General features: G+C 35.0%; 21 protein-coding genes. 6 read left to right on the top strand and 15 right to left on the bottom strand.

The features are described from left to right. Positions 1-109 precede the first annotated feature (109 nt). From tig to MKY02_RS05490, 3 genes are all read right to left on the bottom strand, one after another. Positions 110-1,396, bottom strand: coding sequence for a trigger factor (tig, locus tag MKY02_RS05500; RefSeq protein WP_038187494.1), 1,287 nt, complete (start codon positions 1,394-1,396; stop codon positions 110-112). 105 nt (positions 1,397-1,501) lie between these two features. Further along, positions 1,502-2,497, bottom strand: coding sequence for a tetratricopeptide repeat protein (locus MKY02_RS05495; protein WP_038187496.1), 996 nt, complete (start codon positions 2,495-2,497; stop codon positions 1,502-1,504). 244 nt (positions 2,498-2,741) lie between these two features. Further along, positions 2,742-3,629 (bottom strand): LysR family transcriptional regulator, encoded by an 888-nt coding sequence (locus MKY02_RS05490; protein ID WP_038187499.1) that lies wholly within the window; start codon positions 3,627-3,629, stop codon positions 2,742-2,744. A 132-nt stretch (positions 3,630-3,761) separates the two neighbouring features. On the opposite strand from MKY02_RS05490, the gene hutG reads away from it, so the two are divergent. Both hutG and gltS read left to right on the top strand, forming a co-directional pair. Continuing rightward, entirely contained in the window at positions 3,762-4,730 is a 969-nt protein-coding gene (gene hutG, locus MKY02_RS05485; protein ID WP_076064922.1) for a formimidoylglutamase, read from the top strand. Beyond that, the gene (gene gltS, locus MKY02_RS05480; protein WP_038187517.1) at positions 4,724-5,905 is read left to right on the top strand and encodes a sodium/glutamate symporter; all 1,182 of its coding nucleotides are present in this window, start codon (positions 4,724-4,726) and stop codon (positions 5,903-5,905) included. Before hutG ends, gltS begins: the two co-directional genes overlap by 7 nt. Before the next feature lie 224 nt (positions 5,906-6,129). On the opposite strand, the gene MKY02_RS05475 is transcribed toward gltS, so the two are convergent. The 7 genes from MKY02_RS05475 to MKY02_RS05445 all read right to left on the bottom strand — a co-directional run bounded on the left by MKY02_RS05475 (position 6,130) and on the right by MKY02_RS05445 (position 13,806). Then, the gene (locus MKY02_RS05475; protein ID WP_038187520.1) at positions 6,130-6,774 is read right to left on the bottom strand and encodes a cupin domain-containing protein; all 645 of its coding nucleotides are present in this window, start codon (positions 6,772-6,774) and stop codon (positions 6,130-6,132) included. A 133-nt stretch (positions 6,775-6,907) separates the two neighbouring features. Then, on the bottom strand, positions 6,908-8,923 hold the full coding sequence (locus MKY02_RS05470; RefSeq protein WP_076064973.1) for a catalase: 2,016 nt from the start codon (positions 8,921-8,923) through the stop codon (positions 6,908-6,910). A gap of 148 nt (positions 8,924-9,071) precedes the next feature. Then, positions 9,072-10,535 (bottom strand): D-alanyl-D-alanine carboxypeptidase/D-alanyl-D-alanine endopeptidase, encoded by a 1,464-nt coding sequence (gene dacB, locus MKY02_RS05465; protein WP_076034336.1) that lies wholly within the window; start codon positions 10,533-10,535, stop codon positions 9,072-9,074. Between the two features lie 120 nt (positions 10,536-10,655). Then, positions 10,656-10,976, bottom strand: a complete 321-nt coding sequence (locus tag MKY02_RS05460; protein WP_038187526.1) for a hypothetical protein — start codon at positions 10,974-10,976, stop codon at positions 10,656-10,658. 84 nt (positions 10,977-11,060) lie between these two features. Next, positions 11,061-11,423: a hypothetical protein gene (locus tag MKY02_RS05455; protein ID WP_038187529.1), complete on the bottom strand. Its 363-nt coding sequence runs from the start codon at positions 11,421-11,423 to the stop codon at positions 11,061-11,063. A 73-nt stretch (positions 11,424-11,496) separates the two neighbouring features. Continuing rightward, a complete protein-coding gene (locus tag MKY02_RS05450) occupies positions 11,497-12,186 on the bottom strand; it encodes an N-acetylmuramoyl-L-alanine amidase (RefSeq protein WP_076034335.1) in 690 nt (229 codons plus the stop codon). A gap of 996 nt (positions 12,187-13,182) precedes the next feature. Then, positions 13,183-13,806: a hypothetical protein gene (locus MKY02_RS05445; protein WP_038187535.1), complete on the bottom strand. Its 624-nt coding sequence runs from the start codon at positions 13,804-13,806 to the stop codon at positions 13,183-13,185. A gap of 279 nt (positions 13,807-14,085) precedes the next feature. Here MKY02_RS05445 and MKY02_RS05440 point away from each other — a divergent pair, with 279 nt between their 5' ends. The 3 genes from MKY02_RS05440 to MKY02_RS05430 all read left to right on the top strand — a co-directional run bounded on the left by MKY02_RS05440 (position 14,086) and on the right by MKY02_RS05430 (position 15,762). Continuing rightward, on the top strand, positions 14,086-14,445 hold the full coding sequence (locus tag MKY02_RS05440; RefSeq protein WP_051448778.1) for a helix-turn-helix domain-containing protein: 360 nt from the start codon (positions 14,086-14,088) through the stop codon (positions 14,443-14,445). Between the two features lie 9 nt (positions 14,446-14,454). Then, positions 14,455-14,910 carry an ImmA/IrrE family metallo-endopeptidase gene (locus MKY02_RS05435; protein WP_038187538.1) on the top strand — a complete coding sequence of 152 codons (456 nt, stop codon included), beginning with the start codon at positions 14,455-14,457 and terminating at the stop codon, positions 14,908-14,910. 639 nt (positions 14,911-15,549) lie between these two features. Beyond that, positions 15,550-15,762, top strand: a complete 213-nt coding sequence (locus MKY02_RS05430; RefSeq protein WP_038187541.1) for a hypothetical protein — start codon at positions 15,550-15,552, stop codon at positions 15,760-15,762. Positions 15,763-15,939: 177 nt separating this feature from the next. On the opposite strand, the gene MKY02_RS05425 is transcribed toward MKY02_RS05430, so the two are convergent. The 5 genes from MKY02_RS05425 to MKY02_RS05405 form a co-directional block, all read right to left on the bottom strand. Then, complete coding sequence (locus tag MKY02_RS05425; RefSeq protein ID WP_076064923.1) at positions 15,940-16,989, bottom strand: DUF418 domain-containing protein; 1,050 nt, start codon at positions 16,987-16,989, stop codon at positions 15,940-15,942. A 260-nt stretch (positions 16,990-17,249) separates the two neighbouring features. Then, entirely contained in the window at positions 17,250-17,987 is a 738-nt protein-coding gene (locus MKY02_RS05420; RefSeq protein ID WP_340710772.1) for a response regulator transcription factor, read from the bottom strand. Then, positions 17,971-19,764: a sensor histidine kinase gene (locus MKY02_RS05415; protein ID WP_076064924.1), complete on the bottom strand. Its 1,794-nt coding sequence runs from the start codon at positions 19,762-19,764 to the stop codon at positions 17,971-17,973. The genes MKY02_RS05420 and MKY02_RS05415 overlap by 17 nt, the downstream gene beginning before the upstream one ends. Next, on the bottom strand, positions 19,754-20,809 hold the full coding sequence (locus MKY02_RS05410) for an autoinducer 2 ABC transporter substrate-binding protein (protein WP_038187548.1): 1,056 nt from the start codon (positions 20,807-20,809) through the stop codon (positions 19,754-19,756). The genes MKY02_RS05415 and MKY02_RS05410 overlap by 11 nt, the downstream gene beginning before the upstream one ends. 8 nt (positions 20,810-20,817) lie before the next feature. Beyond that, positions 20,818-21,699, bottom strand: a complete 882-nt coding sequence (locus MKY02_RS05405) for a helix-turn-helix domain-containing protein (protein WP_038187552.1) — start codon at positions 21,697-21,699, stop codon at positions 20,818-20,820. A gap of 118 nt (positions 21,700-21,817) precedes the next feature. On the opposite strand from MKY02_RS05405, the gene MKY02_RS05400 reads away from it, so the two are divergent. After that, positions 21,818-23,308, top strand: a complete 1,491-nt coding sequence (locus MKY02_RS05400; RefSeq protein ID WP_038187555.1) for an L-fucose/L-arabinose isomerase family protein — start codon at positions 21,818-21,820, stop codon at positions 23,306-23,308. The last annotated feature ends 11 nt before the right edge of the window (positions 23,309-23,319 follow it).

Genomic DNA, 23,319 nt, shown 5'->3' with positions numbered 1-23,319 from the left:
CTTTATAATTCTCTCTATGTATTACAAAGTGCTAATTATGTATGTGATAAAACAAGGTACGCTAAAAACCACGTACCTTGTCCTATCAATTCATGATGCTATTTAAATATTACTCAGTAATTTTTGCGTTTTCAGCTAGGAACTCAACTGTTTTTTGGATTTTGATATCGTGTTCTAAAACATGAGTACCACCTAAAGCAGTTTTAATTTGTTCTGCATCCATACCGAATTGTGCAGACATTTTTTCTAATTCAGCAGTTAAATCTTCTTCAGTTACTTCGATTTTCTCTGCTTCAGCAATTGCTTCTAAAACTAATGATACACGAACGCGGCTTTCAGCGTCAGTTTTCATTTGTCCACGAAGAGCTGCTTCGTCTTGTCCTGAGAATTGGTAGTAAAGATCAAGATTCATACCTTGCATTTGAAGGCGTTGAGTGAATTCTTGCATCATACGATCAATTTCAGTGTTAATCATAGCTTCTGGAATATCCATAGAAGCGTTAGTTGCTGCTTTTTCTACTAATTCATCACGTAAAGCTGTTTCAGAAGCAGTTGCTTTTTCAGCTGCAGTTTTTTCTTTTAGTTTAGTACGTAGAGCATCTAAACCTTCAACTTCGCTATCGATTTCTTTTGCAAGATCATCGTTTAGCTCAGGAAGTTCTTTACCTTTAACTTCATTAATAGTTACTTTGAAAGTAGCTTTTTTACCAGCTAATTCAGCTGCATGGTATTCTTCTGGGAAAGTTACTTCAACTTCTTTAGCTTCGCCAGTTTTTGCACCTACTAATTGTTCTTCGAATCCTGGGATGAATGAACCAGAACCGATTTCAAGTGAGTAGTTGTCGCCTTTTCCGCCTTCGAATGCTTCGCCATCAACGAAACCTTCGAAATCGATAACAGCAGTATCGCCAGTTACGATTGCTTGATCTTCTTTAACAACTAGCTCAGCTAGACGTTCTTGTTGTTCTTTTAATTGAGCTTCAATTTCTTCATCAGTTACAGCAGTGTCTTGTTTAGTCACTTCTAAACCTTTGTAGTCACCAAGAGTTACTTCTGGGCGAACAGTTACTTTCGCTGTGAACGTGAACGCTTCGTTTTTATTAATAGCTTCGAAGTCGATTTCTGGTTGATCAACTGGTTCTACTCCAGCTTCATCAAGAGCTAATGGATAGTTACCATTTACTAAGATTTCTAATGCATCTTGGTATAATGATTCAACACCAAAACGTTGTTCGAACATTTGACGAGGCATTTTACCTTTACGGAAGCCCGGTACGTTAATTTGTTTTACTACTTTTTTGAAAGCTTGATCTAAAGCTTCGTTTACTTTTTCAGCAGATACTTCTACTGTTAATAATCCAGTATTACCTTCTTGTTTTTCCCATTTCACTGACATTTATTCTACCTCCAAAAATAATTTCAAATGTTAGACAATTCATTCGTTTTTACGATTTTGACAACCATTTTAGTATATCATAGATAGCTATACTTTCAACTTATTTCATACGTCAGGCAGTTCAGAAAGTTGCTCAAGCTTGTGGAAAAAGTCCATCAAGTCGTAATCAGTTTCCTTTACTTCTCCGAACATTGCATGTACAAAGTCAACGTAGCCATCCGCTATTTCCCGTGCTTCATAATCGAACCATTCAAATGGATAAGTTACGACAATATGTCGTTGTATCAAATATTGTACCATATCTAATGCCGATGGTTCTTGCTGTAGCTCATCTTCAACAATTGCCAAGACCGCTTCTGTAACAGGTAAGGCAGATGGTTCTGCTAACTCGACAGGATTAACCGTACACAGAACATTGAATTTTGTAACCTTCACCGTTGTATCAACTTGTTGATTTACTAGCAATAACAATGCCTCACTTTGAAGTAAGGGGTGGATTCGGTCATCTTCGATAATGGCTACAATTTCCTCTTTTATATGACGAATATTAACATGTCGAATACTCTGCAATAATTGAAACTGTTTCATATAAGATAAAGAGAAAAAATGATCTGGTTGTAACGCTGTACTATCAATCTCCTGATCGACTACCGGCTCATCTGCCTGAATAAGATTCTCTGCTATACGAGCATTAAGTTCTTGCAAGCGAATAAACTTAGGAATTGATTCCTCTGGAATGACTTGTTCTTCAAGTAATGATCTGATTAATTCCTCTACCTGATTGAACTCTTTCAATTCCATGCAGACAGTGAGATATAACTCCATCGCTTCTATGTATTTATGAGGACCTATCGCGAGTAATTTCTCACATGCCTCTTTCGCTTTTTCAAAATTTCGTATTTCATATAAGGAGAAAGCATATACACTAAGCGTACTTTCATCGCCTTCAGTATACTGCAATGCTTCACTAAGAGCTTGCACAGCTAAGTCATATTGATAATGCTCTGCATAGTGATGCCCATCAGCTATTAGTTTATTAATAGCTCCAGGAAACACAATGACATTATCTTGTTTTAGAATATTGTGTCGTTTTTTTCGCATGTGTGCTCACTCTCCCACTCTATTTTATCATATTTTGCATATACACAAAAACATTTTACACACCCATATTCCCTCTTAGATAGTGGAAGTTCAAAGCAACAAGTTCAATAAAAAGGATTTTACTTCCAATGTTTATATAGGTAGAAACTCTATATCTCACATAGTAACAAAGGCGACTTTCTCCCATTATAACCGTCTTCTATCGTATATAATCGAAGTCACCTTCCAAAATATACTACACAGGTTAATTGGCTGGAAAATGCTGCTCAACTGACTGTAAAAAGTGTTGTATCGCTACTGGAAGATGACGATTTTTCATATATGCTAGATAGACTGTTCTTTCAAGGGAAGGATGATCAATCGGTCTTTGGACAACTGTTTTGTCGATTGGCTCCATAACATAATTTTCAGGGACAATTGTAACCCCTAAATTATTTCTCACTAAAGAAACTGCTGTTTCAAAACGCTCTATCTCAAATTGAATGTTTAAGTTTAATTGCCCAACTTTAAAGGCATTTATAATATCTATTCGTGTTTGAAAACCTTCTGTACTAATAATGAATGATTCCTGCTCTAAATCAGCTAAGCTCAAACTAGCTTTTTTTGTTAGTGGATGTCCTTGAGGCAACACAGCTACTAATCGTTCCTTATAAAGTGGAATCGATTCTATATCCTCCTCATAAATCAATTGATTCGTAATGATTGCATGTGATTTATATGTTTGAAGAGAGTGTTTAACATGCTCTACGCTTAGTACATCAAAAAGCTTAAATACCATAGCCGGGTAACTTTGTTTATAGGTATAGATCAAATTAGGTAGCCAAGTCTTAAGTGATTCAATTATACCAAGTACAATTTCACCTTTTCCTCCAACTATTACTTCCTTCATTTCTTTATTCATAATATCCATTTGAGATAACATGATAGTTGCTCTCGTATATAGCAATTCACCTGCATCCGTTAATACAAATTTTCGAGTACTTCTTTCAAGTAAAGGTGCTCCAACTTCATGTTCTAGCTTCTTTACTGCATTGCTTAAGGAAGGTTGCGATATATGTAGTTTTTCAGCTGCTTTAGAGTAACTTTTATTATTCACAATTGTGATGAAATAATATAATCTTTTTAAATCCATAATTATTATCTCTCTCCACTTATAGTTTTTAACTATTATTTTATAATAATTATATATTAGAAATTATAATTAATGAAATATATAATGAATTTACAATCAATTTTAATTATTCTAAACGTTGAGGTGAAATATATGTATACAATGATTACTAAAGAACAATGGCAAGGTCGTATAGACCATCCGACAAATCGAGTGAGTTTTCGATACCATCAAGCAGTCGAACCAATTAATATTCAAGAAATCAAGGAAAGTACAACTTCCACTTCAACCATTATTGGCTTTGAATGTGAAGAAGGCGTTAGAAGAAATCAAGGACGTCTTGGCGCAGCTGCTGCTCCTAATGCTATAAGATCCTCATTATCAAGTTTGCCTTGGATACTGCCTTCTGAAAGTAAATTACAGGACGCTGGAAATATAGCATGTAAAGGTTCGCATCTTGAAGAAGCTCAAATTGAACTAGGTAAAGCTGTTACTAAAATTTTAAATTCTAAATCTAAGTGTATCGTGCTCGGAGGAGGTCACGAAACTCTATATGGCCATTACTTAGGAATTAGAGAAGCGATTGGACCGGATAAAAAACTCGGCATAATCAATATTGATGCGCATTTTGACTTGCGCTCATATGAAATTGAGCCATCATCTGGTACGATGTTCCGTCAAATTTTAGAAAAAGATATGAATGCTAGCTATTTTGTACTTGGTATTCAACGTTATGGCAATACAATGGAATTATTCGAAAAAGCAGATGAACTTGGTGTTCACTACATCTATGAAGATGAGCTAATTACTGATTCATCTCAACTTTATAAAAGCGAGTTACAAGAATTTATCGATAACCATGACGCAGTGTTGCTAACACTTTGTACAGATGTATTGAACGCTGCATTTGCACCTGGTGTTAGTGCACCTTCTCCGTTTGGCTTATCTCCACAAATTGTACGTTCTATTATTCAATTTGTGACAAGTGATGACAAAACGGTGTCATTTGATATTTGTGAAGTGAATCCATCGTTAGACGAAGGGGGAAGAACGACAAAATTAGGGGCATATTTCGTCAACGAAGCAATAGTTTCTTTTATAAAGGGGTATGGTAGATGTTAGAAATCAATCAAATAACAACCGTCTTTTTAGCGGTTGCTCTATTAACTTTAGGTAGCTTTATCATTAAAAAAATAGGGGTTTTACAGCGTTTTTGTATTCCAGCACCGGTTGTTGGGGGCTTAATATTCGCAGCACTTGCGACTATTTTACAAGCAACGGGCACTTTAGAAATTTCATTAGATACCTCTTTACAAAGTTTGTTTATGATTACTTTTTTCACGACTGTTGGTTTAGGGGCAAGTTTTAAATTAGTAAAGCTTGGCGGGAAATTACTAATCATTTATTGGCTAGCTTGTGGCTTTTTAGCACTTATGCAAAATGTAATCGGTGTCTCACTTGCATCATTATTTGGCATCGACCCTCTAATTGGCATGATGGCTGGAGCTGTATCAATGGAAGGTGGACATGGTTCTGCCGCTGCGTTCGGACAAACATTAGAGGATCTCGGAATTTCCTCAGCGATGACAATTGGCGCTGCGGCTGCAACATGTGGTCTTGTAGCAGGCGGTCTTATTGGTGGTCCGATTGTTAAATATTTAATCACTAAACACGACTTGAAACCTGCAGAAGAAGAGGAAGTTGCTAGCCACGAGGATGATGACTATCCAATTACTTCTGAATCTTTTCTATTCCAAGTGTTTATCATTACATTCTGTATGGCGGTTGGTACATATTTAGGCACATTATTCTCAGAAGCTACAGGATTTGTTCTTCCAGGATATGTAGGTGCTATGTTTACTGCTGTCATTGTACGAAATGTTTTAGATAAAATTAAACCACATTCAGTTCATATGAAGAGTGTTAACTTAATTGGTGACGTGACATTAGGTATCTTCCTATCAATGGCATTAATGAGTATTAAACTTTGGGAAATCGCAGATTTAGCATTACCATTATTTGCTATCGTATTTGTTCAAGTATTATTTATCGTCGTATTTAGTATCTTCGTGTTATTCCGTATCCTTGGAAAAAACTACGACGCTGCTGTAATGGTTGCTGGTTTTGCTGGACACGGATTAGGTGCAACACCAAATGCAATGGCTAACATGTCAGCTGTTGTAAACCGTTTCGGACCATCTCGTAAAGCATTTTTAATCGTACCAATCGTTGGCGCATTTTTAATTGATGTTTTTGCAATACCAATCATTATCACTACCATTAATCTATTCAAATAATAATAGGACCGTTATCCATTTGGATGACGGTCTTTTTGACTTTTTCTTGTATGACCCAGTTTTTCGTTAGGCTCATCGATTCATTAAGAAGAGATTCTAAAAAAGACACAAAGGAACCTTATTTATCGACCTAGTTAACTTTACTTTTTTTCGATGTTGTCCTTTATTCATCATATTCATCAAAAAACTTCTAGCCCTATATACGAACAACATGCAAAGTATGATCAATGCCCTCCTCCATAATAATAAGGATTCTGTACAGCGTTATAATATGGATGATAGTTTGTCATAGGTATGCTAGGTTGTTCTATGTTGGTGTTCTTTGGCTGTTTCAAACAATTGTCAGTTGGTCCAATGAGTATTGTTTCATTATTTAAAGGTGCAAGCGTTTTTTTCAATTGGTTAGGATCTAAACAATAAGCATAAGCAAGTACTTCAGTAGGTGTTTTTGTAAGGAGATCCGACCCTAATATAGATTCTGGATACGGGGCATCAAAAATAGCAAGTAAATGCGTTTTTTCTTTTGTCGCTATTTCCCAATGCCACCAACCTTGAGGTATGTTCGCAACTTGCCCAGGGGTAATCGGTATATGTGACACTTTATTAGTAAATGGGTTAATCAAAGAAACGACTGCAGATCCTGAAATACAATATACTAACTCCGAAGCATTTTGATGATAATGCGGTTCAATAATACGATCTTTACTTAAAAATATATCAAAAAGCGATACATTCCCTAGCGTATTTAAATTATTTCTACCTAGACTATTAATAAAATTTTCATTATTACGCGTAAATAATCTGTTTTTATTTAAATCAAAAAAGAATTCTACATTCGGTTGTGTAAAATCCATGTAAGAAATAGACATTGATTAAAAACCTCTTTTCATTAAATGATTCGTCTCATCGTATTTTATGCAAATAACAAAAATGCGTGACAAATGCCTATACAAAAAAGAACCCTTTAAATTGAGGGTTCCCTGGAATCTTTCCCTATTCATTTCATACACGTTGCCAGAAACGTTGAATGGTCATTGCATCTATAAATTCCTTCGAAAAAGTTTGCGGATTTTGATCTACTAATACACCTGGCTTCCCTAAAATTCCAATCGACTCTAAAATTGGCGCAGCCGCTTCAGAAGCACCAATTGGTTTGAAATGATTATACGTATCTATTAAAAAGGACTTTGTTTTCCATAGGAAATTTTCATTTGCATTTGGACTTACACCTACATAAAGCCCGTCATAAAGTAAAGGTGAACCCGTTAGAAAACTTTGGTCTACTTTTAATTCTATGCCGTCAGTACCTTTCACTACACCTAATTCATCATGAACAATGACAGGTTGGAGTCCGACTTTTTTCCACTGTTCTAATAAATAATTAGTTTCCCTACCATTAAAACCACTTTCTAAAATAACACCCACTTTTAGCGTTTTTGGTGAATGTTTAGTATTAAATAGACTTAAAGCTGGAGATGACTTTTTCACCTGAGATTCTGGCACTTTCGGAACCTCAACACCTAATGCAGTAGCAACTACTGTTGCTAATTCTGTACTAATATGACCTAGCATATTCACTACTTGTTGCCTTACGGAAATACTTTGCACCTTTCCTAATTCAAAGCTAAAAGCTTGCATAATATGGTCTTTTTCTACTGGTGACATGCTATTCCAAAACAAGCGCGCTTGCGAAAAGTGATCTTCAAAACTTTCTGCTGTTTCTCTTACTTTTCTCCCATCTACCAAAGAAGGATATGTGACAAAGCCCCCTTTTGAACCTGGCACTGTGTATGGTGTATTATCTGCTAATGAGTTTTTATGGTAAGCAATTCGATCTTTGTCGATGATGTAGCGAGAAGCTCCATCACGTTGATTATTATGAAAAGGACAAACAGGGCGATTAATCGGCAATTCTTGATGATTCGTACCTACGCGATACAACTGAGTATCCGAATAAGAAAATAGTCGGCCTTGTAGAAGTGGATCATTCGTAAAATCAATACCTCGAACAATATTTCCAGGATGCAATGCGACTTGCTCAGTTTCAGCAAATACATTATCAACATTTCGATTTAAGGTAATTTTCCCAATCATTCTAACTGGTATATCTTCTTCAGGCCATAATTTAGTAGAGTCTAATATATCAAAGTCAAATTTAAATTCATCTGCCTCTTCTAGCACTTGAATACCAAGTTCATATTCTGCATAATTTCCATTTTCTATATTTTCCCATAGATCTCTTCTATGGTAATCTGCATCAGCCCCACCTAACTTCTGCGCCTCATCCCAAATGAGTGACCGTAAGCCTAGTACGGGCTTTATATGAAATTTCACAAAACGGGATTTGCCATGCTTATTGACGAATCGAAATGTATGAACTCCAAAGCCTTGCATCATTCGGAAACTTCTTGGAATGGTTCTATCACTCATAATCCACATTGCCATATGAGCTGACTCCTGATTATTTGCTATGAAATCCCAGAATGTATCATGCGCTGTTTGCCCTTGAGGAATCTCATTATTAGGCTCCGGTTTAACTGCGTGGATTAAATCCGGGAACTTAATACTATCCTGAATGAAAAACACAGGAATATTGTTGCCGACTAAATCAAAATTACCTTCTTCAGTATAAAATTTCGTAGCAAAACCACGGACATCTCGATTCGTTTCATTTACACCTTTAGAACCTGCCACTTGTGAAAAACGTATAAATAATGGCGTTTTGACAGCAGTATCATTAAGGAATTTAGCCATTGTTAATTCTTCAAGTGACTCATACAATTCAAATTCACCATACGCCCCATATCCACGTGCATGCACAACTCTTTCAGGAATTCGCTCTCGATCAAAATGCGCCATTTTTTCACGGAAAAGAAAATCTTCAATTAGCGTTGGACCTCGGTCCCCTGCTTTTAACGAATCTTCATCATTGGAGATTTTCACACCTTCATTTGACGTCATGATTTTCCCTTCGTTTTGACGTACAAACTGCTGGAGTTGCTGTTCTTTCTTATCCATCTTATCGTTATTATTATTTTTCAAAAAACCACCTCATCTATACTCTATGCAGGTGTTTTTTTCATTAGTAGTAAAACTAGAGAAAAATAAATACATACGTAAGCACCTTCTAAAGGATAAAAAACGCTTTAGAAGGTGCTAAATTTTATTATAATTCTTTCGCCATAGTAGTTACTATTTTATCAATGACCGGAATGGTGTCTTCCTTATTTTGTACAAGAACACTAAAAATGTACCACTTGCCGCTATCTGCTTGCACATATCCACTTAAAGTATTGACCCCATTTAGAGAACCTGTTTTGGCAATAACCTTACCTGCCGTTAATGGGTCTTTAAAACGATTACGCAACGAACCTCCTATCATTCGTTCAGCATTTGCAGCTACAGGTAAACTAGAATAATAAGTTTTGTACCAATTTTTCTCTTTTTGAACTTTGTAAAGCATATCCGTTAATGCATTGCTAGATACACTATTCTTATGGGACATACCTGAACCGTCTTCAAAGTTCCATGTTTTCATATCAAGTTTTAATGATTTGCCGTAAGATCTTACAACTTTTAAACCCGCTTTAGTGCTTCCATCATGCTTCTCAACTCGCCCCATTGTTTTAACTAAAATATCGGCGATTCCATTATTACTAAGTTTCATATATGGAATCATAATATCTTTTAATGGCATTGACCTTTTTTCAACTAGCAAAGTAGCTTTTTTAGGCGTCTTCATCACTTTAAGCGTATGACCACTTATAAATTGGATGCCCGCTTCTTCTAAAACTGATTGAAACAAAGATAATGTGTGTATGGTCGGATTTTTTACTGTAATCCACTCTCGCCCCGTTTTACCTATTGGCAAATTTCCACTAATGACAATTTGATTGGATTTGTATAGTCTCGTAATATCTAATGTGTACGCATCAGTTTCTTTGACTGTCTTTGCTTTATTAATTATTTCCATTTCACCAATATAAGGTGTGACTTTAATAGTAGGTGGAGTATCAACTGACTCTGTCGACACATCTACGATAACAGTCCCCGTATCATAGTCAGTATTGGGCGAAGTTGTTAATGCAGTAATCGGAGCAGCGTAATAATACGGTTCATCATCCCATACAATACCTGGCGTTAATAATTCACTATCAAACCAAGTATCATCACCGATCAAATGACCATCCACTGTATGAACACCTTTAGCTTTCAATTCCCCTGCAAACTGCTCCAAATCTTCTTTCATTAAAGTCGGATCCCCTTCTCCTCTTATGTACAGATCCCCCTCTAAAAGACCATTTGTAATCTTACCGTTCGTAAACAATTGTGTTTTAAACTGATAATTATTACCAAGTGTTTCTAAAGCAGCTGCTGAGGTCAGCAACTTCATATTCGATGCTGGTTTGATCACTTGACCACCATGGTATGAATAGATCAGATGCCCAGAATTTTTTTGCCGAACGGAAATACTCACTTCTGCTCCGTCAAGCTGTTCCCTTACAATCTTTTCAATATCTTCTCTTAATGGATTTAAGTCCTGAGTACCAGCATCAATCGTCTGGCCAAATAATAAAAAACTAACCATTAGCATAAATACTTTCACAAATAAAGAAAGCCTACTTTGCATACTTATCCCCCTTTTCTCTTATGTTAAAGTTTTGTAAATATCGTATTAGTCCACTAGTATATGCTGTATTTTCCCTGTCAATTCTCATTTTTCGCCATTGTTACATTCTGTTTACTTTAGTTATAAATTGCGTTCACTCCTTTTCAAACCTTGCCACTCAATCAAATTAGGATTTTCATCTAATATAGAAGTGTATTGCCTAATATCACCATACTTAGCCCCGGGATCCAAAGCTTTATACCGTTCAAGTTTTTGCAAACGCTCTTGCTCATTTGCCCAACCTAAATGCTTTAAACGCAACTCACTAGCACTATTCGGCAAATTATGTATATTTAACAGATAACGACCACAATGCTGGGGTTTATGAATTATTCTTAGGTAGTAAACAAAAATACTCACAGCTAACGCAGTGAGTATCATAAAATTCTTCATTATGTTCATTATTCGTTTTATTCCCTCCATCACGGCCAAAATGATTAGCACTATAATCTGTTTTTCTATTAATTCTTAAATCATCACTACTTCTCATTTAGACATCCACTCAAGTAGGGATTGAATGCATAAATATAATAATCCTCCTGTACCGAGTAACTTCATAGCCAATTCTGTTCGTCTTTCTAAATTACTCTTAGCTAGATCATAATTTCGACTTTTATCATTTTCAACTGCTATGTCACGAGATTTAATAAGTTCCCACTGATTTTGAATAGTATTTTGAAATAACAGACGTGTATCTCGATTTTCTTGTAGTATCGTATTTTCTAATTTCAGATAAGATTGCTCCACTGCACGCAATCGTTTTTCTTTGTCTAAGTCATTCACTTCTAACTGTTTTATACGCCCCTCATGATTATCTAAAAGATGATCGACCTCTACTATTTTCTCCAATGTTTAGTCTCCACCTTTCCCGAGTAGGTAAAAAGCACACCCTATTGGATGCGCTTTTTATGATATTTTTTTGCTATTTCACTCTCAATACTTGTCCTAAATAAATTGTATAATTACTATCAAGATTATTCCACGTCTTAATTTGAGTAACTGTGCTACCGTATTTTACACTCAATGAATAAACCGTATCACCCGAAATAACTGTATGATAAATCGCAGAGTCCTTCTTAGGTAGATTAAAGCACTTAACTAATCCATTCACATGTCCACGCGCTACATTTGTAAGCCACGTTTCATTTTTCATCTTTGTAGCATCACTTACACTATCAATAAACCCATTTTCAGTTAAAAGTGCAGGCATGTTCGATTCGCGTAAAACATGTAGATTGGATTGTTTTTTACCACGATCCGTTAACTGATTCACGTTCATAATCTCTGTGTGAATATTAGTTTGATAAGTTGTAGAGGGTACCCCAACCCCTGGATATACAAAACTTTCAAAACCAGTTCCCCCACCAGCGTTAATGTGGACTGATAAGAAAAAATCTGCACCCCATGCATTTGCCGCATTCGTACGATCCGTTAAACTTGGAAACGAGTCACCTGTACGAGACATTAAAATTGTTACATTATTATATTCTGCCGTAAGAATGTCTCTAATCTTTGCGCCAATTTTTAAAGTAATATCCTTTTCCTGAATTCCATTTCCAATAGCCCCTGGATCGCTCCCACCATGTCCTGGATCAATAAAGATTTTTACCATTCTAACATCCCCTTTGTTTGTTATTAGTAAGTACTTACAACTCAATAATATACGAACAAATGTTCTAAATCAAATACTTATTTAAACTTTTGTAAAAATTGGTTAATAATACCTAATATCCAAGTATTCATTACATGATTTATTACCTTCCGTTATTTCTCAATTTAAAGTTCCTCATTTTCATAAACAATCCATGGACGAGTTTCATGACTTGTTTAAAAAACATAAAATAGCCAAGGGGAGGCATGACAATGAAAGAAAATAATCCTAATCTAATCGCAAACAACACTTCGAAAAAGGTTTTGAATCACCAGAAAATCATCCCGCCAAACTTCATGTAATCGGTGCTTCTATTACAACACTAGGTGAGGCAATATTAACTATTGCGGCATTGGCAGAGTTACAAGAATTAGAAGAAGAACAAAGATTGAGTAACATACAGTCACATTTGCTTAAAGAACAATCAAGACAGTTAGAACAGATGCAAAAGCAAATTGATCTTTTAACATATCAAATGTCAAAAATGGACCGTAGAAAAAAGTGAAACAATTAATTCATTCTACATTCATGACACGCTGAATCTTTTTTCAATAGAGGTAAGGGTCTTGCTAGTAGAAATCAATTAGATCCTTCCTCAATAATTCTTGATAATTGCTTGATTCAAATAAAAATCATTACAAGTTTTTACTCATGCATCGTGTACTTCCAAGTAATAGGCATAATTTTATTCTCTTTCATAAAGACAAGCCTCTCTGTTCCTGTCTCTTATTTGCTATGTAGAACCACCCTTAAAATCATCAATAAAAAAAGAGAAGAAATATTTCTTCTCTTTTTTTTCACGTAGAAAAACGTTTCGCAAATAAAAAACCTTGATTTTTTAGTTGAATTTTTCGTTTTCATTTACAAGTTCATTCATCTGTTTAATTTCATATCTATTTATCTAATAAATGTTGTACGCAAATAATAAAATTTCACCTTTCTGATTTGAAATATCATTTAAGTCTGTTTTTCTTGCAAGCAAAAAAATTCGACCTCATTCATCACAGCGCTTAGTTTCGTATATTGTCCATCGTAATTTTCATGTGTGTAGCTCGTAAAAATAGACAGAAAAGCATCTTCTGTTAGATGTATACTTACAGTTTCAAATCCAAAGTAATAATTGATTATTTGTTGTTGATGGATTACTCTATCCACTTGAAGTTGTTGTACTCTTTTTGCAATCGTCTTCAGGTTATTTATGCTTAACGATTCTTGTTCATTTTGAGCAGTTTCAGAAGCATTGTATGGAGCACGGTCATAAACACCACATACTTCAAATACATCTGGAATCGGATCTATCTCCCAACCAAGGACATCTCTTTCATTACCCTCCTCATCAAAATACACGCCCCCATCTTCATATCCACCTTGCTTGAACACTTTATACAATTTCCCGTTGATTGTATTTTCTTTCATTTCATATGAGCGGTGTAGGTTATGGAAACGAACATAGTCGCCAACTTTAGCTTTACGAGATACTTTGCATAATAGCTTCCCTTTGTGATGAATTATTTCATCCTCTTTTTCATGCATCTCTTTTTCTTTAATGTCCATATTTGCTAAACGATTAAATTGTTTCATACTACTACCTCCCAAATGTATTTTGTTATAAGTGTTTTGAAAAGTTGCCGATTACAAAATGCATAGCTTCATCTATTATTCCAATAAGGTTTGGTTAGTATGCTTCCACCATTTCATTATTTCTATTAGTTGTATATTATCCGAATTTTTTCGGATTGTAAAACGATTAATTTCAATTTCTTCATAATATTTCCGAATATTCCCGGATTTTTAATTGCACATAATGGAGTAATCGATTATGATTAATTTAACTATTTTAGGTGATTGGAGGAAATGAGCATGATAGATAGGGATTTACCTCTCAAAAAGGAGATTGCCAAAAATATTAAAGAGTTACTAAAAAAAAACGATTTAAATCAAATCAAACTTAGTGAGTTAACTGGTATATCAAAAAGTACTCTATCTGATTATTTAAATTGTAAAACGCTCATTAATATTAGCAATGTAGAGAAAATGGCTGCTGCCTTAAACGTTGAAAAATCAAGGATTGATCCTTCATTTGAAACTCAAAAAGAATTATCCATTAAAGAAAAAACGATTGAAACCATTGCAGCACATATAGATGATGATGTAACAGAGGAAGAAATGGAGGTTATTAAAAACTACATAGACTTTATAAAATCGCAACGTAAAAAGTGAGGTGAATTTATGTTATACGAAGCTCTTATGTCTCAATATAAGCACTTAACATTTAAAGAATCCTTGTTAATGCCAAAAGGGTTATCTGGACTTTATGTAGACCATCAAATCATTGTGAATAAACGATTAAGCCTTTACGAAAAACATTGTGTTTTAGCAGAAGAGATTGGGCATTATGAAACAACTTACGGAGACATTACGAATTTAGAAAGTGTCCGCAATCAAAAATTAGAACTTACAGCTAGAAGATGGGGTTATGAAAAGATTGTTTCCTTGGACAAACTAATTGAATGCTATGTTGCTGATCAAAGAACTGAAGAAGACATTTGCACGTACCTAGAAATAACCCCACAATACTTATATTGCGCTATAGAAAGGTATCGACAGCGCTATGGCTTATCGACCATCTATAATGGCTATCGTATATTTTTTGATCCTCTGAATATTGAAAGGGATTTTTTTTAACCACAAAAAGAACATATGTTTCTATTTCTGACAACTGAACAAGAATTGTTTTAAAGATGATGAATATTTAGGCTGGATTATTTATGTTAGACCATTCAATTGAATGGTCTTTTTATTTGCCTTACATCATAGATTCCATTTCACTTTGCATTAAAAAAGGCATTTTCTTCTATTTATTTGTTCTAGAATTTTTCATAGCAAGAGGTGTATTTACTTTTATTGCAATTACAAAATGTGTCTAAACAAAGCATAGATGGACAGGATTTAGTTAAACAAGGCTGTTATTATTCGTATAAGGAGTGAGAGATATTGAACATTAAAGTCGGCAATTAATAGTATAGAATAGCAAGCAGTCGTTTTGGGATTTCATCTTGAACTACCTTTTATTGTTTTAAACGTTATGTATGTTAATGAGTAGTTTAGAGGATAAAAATAACTTTTAGAATCGGAATAGTTAGCTAATACAAACTGCTGAATAATTGATCTTACAAGCAAATATGGCAACGACAAATCAGGGATTTTCCAAAAAAAATTCTTAGGCAATATAGTATAAAACCTAGTAATGTACGGAAAAGCTTTGCTCAACTGAACTCTTAAAATCGCCTGGTAAATCAGGTTTGTCGGAAGGGAGTAATAGCCGTGAAATACAAAATTGTTAAAAATAACGAAAATATAAAGGGTATTGTTGACCGTGATGATGAAGTTAATGGAAATGGAATAGACGGTTTACTTATAAAATTAAACAATGAAGAAAAAACTAGTCTTACTGAATGTGTAGTCAATAAAGATATACAAACTGAAGAAAAAATGGATTATTGGAAAGGACGAGAGTATATAAGAACCTTATACTAAGGATAATCCTTCAAAATAAACATATATACGATATTCTGTTAGTGGACTATTAAAATTGCTTAACATCATTGAATCAGTCAAAGTTATGTAACAATAAAAAAATGCCACTTCATTTTGAGTGGCTTTTTTTATTGTAGCAAAATCTATTAAAATACTAATTTATAATGTATGTCTAAATTAAACTTTGTTATTGTATTTCTTCTTTCCATAAGTCATATAACGCCATACTTTCTCTAATGGTCCAATAGGAAAGAACTTAAACCAGATATTACTAAAAATAATTTGGATAACAAAAATCAGGATTGCGATATATACAACATCCTTTGGAGATACAACATCAAGGCCAATTAGTGAAATAATCATCGTTCCTATAATGCTTTGTGCAATGTAATTTGTAAATGCCATTTGTCCCACACGCGCAATAGGTTTCATTAATTTCTCTATACGCTTATTTTCTAACAATAAAAATAATGTTGATAAGTAAAACATTGTTGTTGGAATTACTCCTAATTCAACAACTAGTTTTTCATTATTATAATCGCTTAGATGAGCGTACCAAATGCATAAAGAGGAAACAATGAACAATACAAAAGTTACAATTTGAATCCATTTAATCTGTTTTGACAATTCTTTTATTTGTAATAACCACCCTGCTTTAGCGGTTAAAAAGCCAGCTAAAAACATTATAAAGATTAGTATAATATCATTAGAAAAGAAATCAAGGATAGATGAGACTATTATAATAGTAGGCAAAAAAAACTTAACTATTAAAGAAACTACATAAATAGTTACAAAACTAACTAACCATTTCTTTACTGTAGTAATTTCCGCACCGTAAAATGGGATTAAAAACAATCCTACAATTGCGTATATTGGTAAAATTGTTCCCCAAAAAATAAATACATGGACGATTCCAAGAAGTAAGAGTACTAGTAATCGTCGTACCATACGTAATTTAGGTTTATCTCCACGACGTTCCGCTCTTGAAGCGAAAATATATAAGCCTATTCCAAATAAGAAAGAAAAAATAGAAAAGAATTTTTTTTCAACTATGATTGTTATCAATAGGCTAATAATTCCATTAAACCCACTGTAATCTGGTAAGGGGTCACCTTCTATAATAACTTTAAATGCTCCAACGTTTATAAGAAGTATGCCAAAAAGAGCAAGCCCACGTATAATGTCTAATGAAATAATTCTTTCCTTTTGTGATATGGATGGATTCATATATATCTCCTTTGAGTTCTTTATTTTGAATAATAGTCAGTATAACTTGCTAATCTTACGTGATATTAATGCCAACCTTACAAAAACCTTAAAACAATAGGTGAATGATTTTTACTCAATTTAAAATCAATCAGAACATATCTAATTAAAAGCCTAATACTGCAAAAAAAAAAAACGCCCAAAACCCTTAATGTAAAAGGGCTTCAGGCATCTCTTTTCCTATTTGACATCAATTAACAATACTACACCTCATATTCCGCCTATTCTCCATGACGAATTTGCGAGGGTAACATGCCGTAATGCTTTTTAAATAATTTACTAAAGTATTTTGTATCTGTGTAGCCTGTCGCAAGTGATATTTCATATATTTTCATATTCGTTGTTTTGAGCAGGGTGATCGCCTTTTCCATTCGTTTTTTAGTGATGTAATCCAAGACGGTTTCGCCAGTTTTTCGTTTGAAGTATTCACTAAAATAGGTGGCGTTCATAAAAACCTTACCTGCTATTTTCTCAATCGTTAACGTTTCATGTAAATGCTCATGAATCCACTGGGTCGCGATTTCAATCGACACATTCTTCGATTCAGGCTCCGCTAGCACTTCATTCTTGTGGAATTTAGCTTTAATTTTATCGAGACACACTTGCATTTCCAGCCTATCAATGGGTTTTAATAAATAGTCGAGGGCCCCTTCACGCATTGCTTTTTGAATAAATTCAAAATCATCGTAACCGCTAATTATCACTGCATAATAAGCTTTTGAGGTCCTTTCATTTAAACGAGTTAACAATTCCAAACCACTCATCAAGGGCATTTTCACATCGGTAAACAGCACATCAAATGGAAGGTCATGTGTTATAACATCATCGAGACAACTTTGGCCCGTTACATATGAGCCAACAATTTCCCATTCTTCACCGTTACTTGTAATTAGTTTTTCAATGCCCCTTCTTAGACGACTTTCATCGTCAACAACGATGACTTTAATTTTCTCTGTCATGATTGTAAACACTTCCTCTATCTAGAATAGGTATATGCATGAAAATTTTGGTGCCGATGCCCTCTTCACTTTGAATACGTAGATGATACTCATTACCAAAATGGAGTACAAGTCTACCGTTTACATTGGATAAGCCAAAGCTATCATCCTTTTTAAATATCTGATTGTCAGTTAACTGCTGTTTGATTAAAGTTAATTTTTCAGTACTAATTCCTTTACCATTGTCTTGAATGACAAGCTGCATCACGTTTTCTTCTTCTGTAACCGTGACATTGATTTCTAACGTCTGCCCAGGTATGTACGCATGCTCAAATGCATTTTCAATCAGTGGCTGGAGGATAAATTTTGGTGTCATTTTGTCGTGCAATGTATGTGCAGCTACGACCGAATATGCTAACGTTTCTTCAAAGCGTGCTTTCTGAATCACTAGGTAATCTTGAATATGTTGAAGCTCTAAATATAAGGGAACGAATTGGTCTTTATTGCCCAATGAATAGTGCAGCATGCGACCTAAATTTGTGACCATCTCTACCACGTTCGTTTTTTCATCCTCTTCCACCATAATGGCGATATTTTCTAACGTATTGTACATAAAATGCGGATTGATCTGCGACTGAAGTGCATATAGCTCTGCTTCCTTTTGCTTCAGTTCAATTTCATACTTTTCATTTATTAATTCCTCAATTTCTCTTAGCATTTTCGTGAATGCTTTTGAAAGCATACCTACTTCATCATTCGACTCATTCGTGAGCTGGATATCAAAATCTCCTTTTTCCGCTCGCTTCATCTCACCCGCTAAACGTTGAATTGGTTTTGCTACGCCCCACGCAAGAATGATCGAACTGCCTATTGCCAAAACTACAATAATGAAGAATGATATGATTGTTATATTGCGTACAAAATCAGACTCTTCAGTTAAGTGACTCACGGGAATAGCATGCATAAAGGTCCACCGGTTTTTAACACTATTGGCGCTACTATATAATGTTTGATCTGATTGAAAACTACCATTAGCTATTGGATAATCTACCTTATCTTTATCAAGGGTACCGATTAGAGACGGTATGGAATGATAAATAATATAACCTCGATCATCTATCATCCACATTTTCGCATCATCTTGCTCATCGACAGTACGTATTGTTTGCTCGATAAAGGCTAAATCAAGTGCCACAAATACGGTGCCTAAATTGTGCCTGTTTTCATAGTCAATAATTTGTTTTACTAGTAGCACAAATGGTTTGCCCTCTTTGAAGAAAAGAGAGGTCTCATGCGGAAAAAACACCCTTTCCTCCTCTTTTAATTTAAAGGAATTTCCGTATAATCCGATAGACTGACTTGTTGAGAATCCAGAATCATATGAAAGTCGTGAATTTTGAAACAGACGATCCTTTGAAGAAACAAACACACTAATAATATGCTCCCTACTACCTTGCATAAAGGAACTTGCCAAATAATTTTCAACTACATGTTCATCCTGTTTCATATTTGATACATTTTGAAAAGTGGACTTTCTCAAAATATTCATTACTTCTTTGTTGTTATTTATTTGATTCATTTCATCAAAATACTGTTCAATTTGTCGCTCCATATTATTATTAGCTTGGTTTAATAACCTCGGAATATATGTACCTACTTGTCTCTCTACTGATAAAACGTATTGACTATAAGCCACGTACCCTAATAAAGCAGTTGGAATAATAGTAATAATAATATAGGTCAATAATAGCTTTGTTTTTAACGTATAGTTTTTAAATCGCCTTCGCTTAAAAGTCATATTGATTTACATTCTCCTTTGTGAAATCGATGGCTTCTCCCATAACAACACGTTGCTCATTATTATAGAAACGCACAATGCCCACACCTGGAATGACTTCATAATCTTGAATATGTTCTCCTGCAAGTATCTTCTCAGTTAAAATGATCGTTAAATAGCCCAACTTTTTCGGACTCCATAAAGTAACTGTCTGTGCTGATCCATCCAGTAAATAATCCCTCATTAAATTTGGTGTCGATAGACCAACTACTGCAACCTGTCCAACCTTATTTTGTTCTTTCACAGCCTGTGCTGCAGCAGGAGGTCCAACAGAAGAATTGCCGATAATCCCCTGTAAATTTGGGTACTTTTTTAATAATGTCTTTGCTGCTTCATACGCAATTTCTGGATCATCATTAGTTGCAACGACCTCTACCAACTTCATATTCGGATAATATTGTTGCCATTGTGCTTGAATCCATTTGACCCAAGAGTTATGGTTAATTGCTGAAAATGAGCCTGTCATTATCGCAAACTCTCCTTCTTCTCCTGTATGAAGTGCTAGCTGGTCCATTAAATGACGTCCAAGAATTTCAGAGTCAACCATATCCACAAATAGATCTCGGGCTTCTGGTTGGCTATCAGCATCCCATGTCACAATCTTGATGCCTCGCTTTTTAGCCTCCTTCAATACTGAAGATAGACTTTTACTATCAATCACTGAGACTGCAATAGCATCCACTTTCTTATCCATCATTTTCTCCACAATATCACGTTGTAGTTCCGCTTCCGCTTTTAATGGCCCCTCATATACTATCTCTATTTCCAATTGTTCAGCTGCTTCTTTAACGCCTTCATAAACAGATTCAAAATATGGTATATTACCTACTTTCGGTATGTAAGCAATGCGATAATGTTTTTTAGTCTTGGGCTTTTTTTCAGTTTGTTCCTGTTTAACCTTGTCGGCTTCATATAATACATGGTATTTTTCTGGACTTGTACATCCAATAACCAAAGAAATGATAGCGATTACATAAAGAATCATTAAGAACCAACTTTTATTCATATAATCACCTACTCTTCAATTAAATTAAGAGACCAAATCTTCCGATAATTCAACGGAGTAATACCCTCTCGTTTTTTAAATAACTCTATAAAATGACTAACATCCTCTATACCTACATCTCGAGAAATTTGAGATATGGCGTCATTGCCAATTCTTAATTTATATTTTGCGGCATTCATTCGTTGGACGATTAAAAACTCATTTGGGGATAGACCTGTATATTTTTTAAACTGTTTAGCCATTTGATACTTGTTTACAGCTACACGCTTTGCCAGTTGGTCAAGTGTCCATTTTCGTTCAAAATCTGTCGTTAAAACCTCCTGTAGTTCAATTACATATGTTGGCATCACTTCCGTATTCTCTGGCTGATGCAGTGAAAGTTTCAATTGCTCACCCAAAATGTGCTGAATTCGTTGTGATATTTCGACTTCATAATAAAACTGATGTTGGTTTAGTAGTGGCCTTATTGACCACATTATTTGTTCAAAGAAATCTAGTGACTTAACCTTTACAACTAGTCCCTCAGCCTCTTTTAGTAGATTGAAATAAGAAGAAACAGCTGATCCATTTACATGCATCCAAAGGAAATTCCATGTCCCTTTTTCTGCTGTCCAATATCTTTGATACTCTCGACAATGTATTAAAAACAAGCTTCCTTTATGTAATGTATACGTTTTGTCCTTGTACTGCAGGAATCCCTCCCCTTCTAACGTCAATACAATTAAATATAAATCAAGCCCACTTCTCTCTGTGAAATAAGGTGCATATGTTTTAAAATAGCCAAACTCATGTAGCGTGTTTAAATGCTCTTTCGCTTTAATAGAAGGACTATCAGTAATCCAAATGGAGTCCTCAGACCAATTGTCTCTATATTGCTGCCACAATTTCATGCTGCTCCCCCGCTAGTCAAGATAATCATATAAAAAGACAATATACTCTAATGCTTTTAGTTATAGATATTAGTATTATTTTCAATAATCATACAGTTTTTACAAGGAGGAAACAAATATGAAACGTGTTCAATATAAGAAACCACGAATCGGCCTATATTCTACTGGATTGGAGGCTTATTGGGCTCAATTCCCTGGCTTACGCGAACGTTTACTCACTTATAATCGCTTTATCGAAAGCAATTTAGCCAAATCTTGTGATGTATCGAATTTTGGTCTAGTTGATACTGTTCAAAAAGCCCGTAAAGCAGGTGATTGGTTTAATGGACAACAAGTAGATATTATTTTTGTCCACGCTGCAACGTATGCAACAAGCGCTACAGTATTACCTGTTCACCAGCATTGCTCAGCAAAAGTGATATTATTGAATTTACAACCAAGTCCACAGCTTAATTATGATGAAACGAATACAGCTGAGTGGCTAGCAAACTGCGGCGCATGTCCTGTACCTGAATTCGCTAATGCTCTCCATCGATCGAATATTTCATATGATGTGATTAATGGTTTACTAGGACTTTCGGAAACACCAGTCGGCACAAGATCTAACGAAAATACCTCACACATGCCCGAAGCACAAAAAGCATGGAAAACTATTAATGAATGGGTACAAGCAGCAAGGATTAAGCATAATTTACAGCAGGCTACTTTTGGTTTTTTAGGTAACACTTATAGTGGTATGCTTGACCTTTATAGTGATTTCACGATGCTCCAAGCACAAACAGGAATTCATATAGAAGTACTGGAAATGTGCGATTTACAGGCTTTACAAGAATATGTGACAACTTCAGATGTTGCTGAAATCGAGCAAATCACACAAGAAATGTTTAACATTGCTGAAGATTCTCCCTCTGAAAAACTCGCTAAAAAGCCAAGCAAAGAACAACTTACACAAGCCTATAAGGTAGCTGCCACACAGCAAAAATTAGTGAAAGAGCATGGATTAGATGCTCTTGCTTACTATTATCACGGGTCTCCAGGAAATGCCTATGAACAGCTGCAAAGCGACTTTATTTTAGGACACTCTCTATTAACAGCTAACGGTATTTCTTGTGCGGGTGAAGGTGATTTAAAAACTGCTGTTGCAATGAAAGTATGCGATACAATTGGTGTCGGCGGTAGTTTTTGTGAAATTGTCGTAACTGATTACAAAGAAGGCACAATCCTGTTTGGACATGATGGACCTTTCCACATCGACATAGCTGAAGGAAAACCTGCGCTTCGTGGAATGGGCGTCTATCACGGTAAGCAAGGGAGTGGCATTTCTGTAGAGGCTAAAGTAAAAACAGGGCCAATTACTTTACTCTATCTAACGCAAACTGTAGAGGGCCGCTTAAAATGGATCATTAGTGAAGCAGAATCTACAGATGGCCGAATTATGACAATAGGAAACACGCAAACGCCGGTTAAATTTTCTCTACATCCGGATGAATATTTTGATACGCTCTTTAAAGAAGCACCAACACATCATTGTGCAATGGCAATAGGGCATAATGCTAGTGTATTCACGAAAATGGCAAAACTTATGGGCACTGAATATAAAGTCGTATAGTAAAGAAATGA

This window comes from Viridibacillus sp. FSL R5-0888 (assembly GCF_038009105.1).
Lineage (GTDB): Bacteria > Bacillota > Bacilli > Bacillales_A > Planococcaceae > Viridibacillus > Viridibacillus arenosi.
The sequence above is the reverse complement of the archived record's forward strand: the minus strand, read 5'-3'. Positions and strand labels throughout refer to the sequence as shown.

Bases quoted from the DNA above. Each gene is read 5' to 3' on its own strand.
- tig (WP_038187494.1), bottom strand. From the start codon at position 1,396: ATGTCAGTGAAATGGGAAAAACAAGAAGGTAATACTGGATTATTAACA.
- MKY02_RS05495 (WP_038187496.1), bottom strand. From the start codon at position 2,497: ATGCGAAAAAAACGACACAATATTCTAAAACAAGATAATGTCATTGTG.
- MKY02_RS05490 (WP_038187499.1), bottom strand. From the start codon at position 3,629: ATGGATTTAAAAAGATTATATTATTTCATCACAATTGTGAATAATAAA.
- hutG (WP_076064922.1), top strand. From the start codon at position 3,762: ATGTATACAATGATTACTAAAGAACAATGGCAAGGTCGTATAGACCAT.
- gltS (WP_038187517.1), top strand. From the start codon at position 4,724: ATGTTAGAAATCAATCAAATAACAACCGTCTTTTTAGCGGTTGCTCTA.
- MKY02_RS05475 (WP_038187520.1), bottom strand. From the start codon at position 6,774: ATGTCTATTTCTTACATGGATTTTACACAACCGAATGTAGAATTCTTT.
- MKY02_RS05470 (WP_076064973.1), bottom strand. From the start codon at position 8,923: ATGGATAAGAAAGAACAGCAACTCCAGCAGTTTGTACGTCAAAACGAA.
- dacB (WP_076034336.1), bottom strand. From the start codon at position 10,535: ATGCAAAGTAGGCTTTCTTTATTTGTGAAAGTATTTATGCTAATGGTT.
- MKY02_RS05460 (WP_038187526.1), bottom strand. From the start codon at position 10,976: ATGAACATAATGAAGAATTTTATGATACTCACTGCGTTAGCTGTGAGT.
- MKY02_RS05450 (WP_076034335.1), bottom strand. From the start codon at position 12,186: ATGGTAAAAATCTTTATTGATCCAGGACATGGTGGGAGCGATCCAGGG.
- MKY02_RS05445 (WP_038187535.1), bottom strand. From the start codon at position 13,806: ATGAAACAATTTAATCGTTTAGCAAATATGGACATTAAAGAAAAAGAG.
- MKY02_RS05440 (WP_051448778.1), top strand. From the start codon at position 14,086: ATGATAGATAGGGATTTACCTCTCAAAAAGGAGATTGCCAAAAATATT.
- MKY02_RS05435 (WP_038187538.1), top strand. From the start codon at position 14,455: ATGTTATACGAAGCTCTTATGTCTCAATATAAGCACTTAACATTTAAA.
- MKY02_RS05425 (WP_076064923.1), bottom strand. From the start codon at position 16,989: ATGAATCCATCCATATCACAAAAGGAAAGAATTATTTCATTAGACATT.
- MKY02_RS05420 (WP_340710772.1), bottom strand. From the start codon at position 17,987: ATGACAGAGAAAATTAAAGTCATCGTTGTTGACGATGAAAGTCGTCTA.
- MKY02_RS05415 (WP_076064924.1), bottom strand. From the start codon at position 19,764: ATGACTTTTAAGCGAAGGCGATTTAAAAACTATACGTTAAAAACAAAG.
- MKY02_RS05410 (WP_038187548.1), bottom strand. From the start codon at position 20,809: ATGAATAAAAGTTGGTTCTTAATGATTCTTTATGTAATCGCTATCATT.
- MKY02_RS05405 (WP_038187552.1), bottom strand. From the start codon at position 21,699: ATGAAATTGTGGCAGCAATATAGAGACAATTGGTCTGAGGACTCCATT.
- MKY02_RS05400 (WP_038187555.1), top strand. From the start codon at position 21,818: ATGAAACGTGTTCAATATAAGAAACCACGAATCGGCCTATATTCTACT.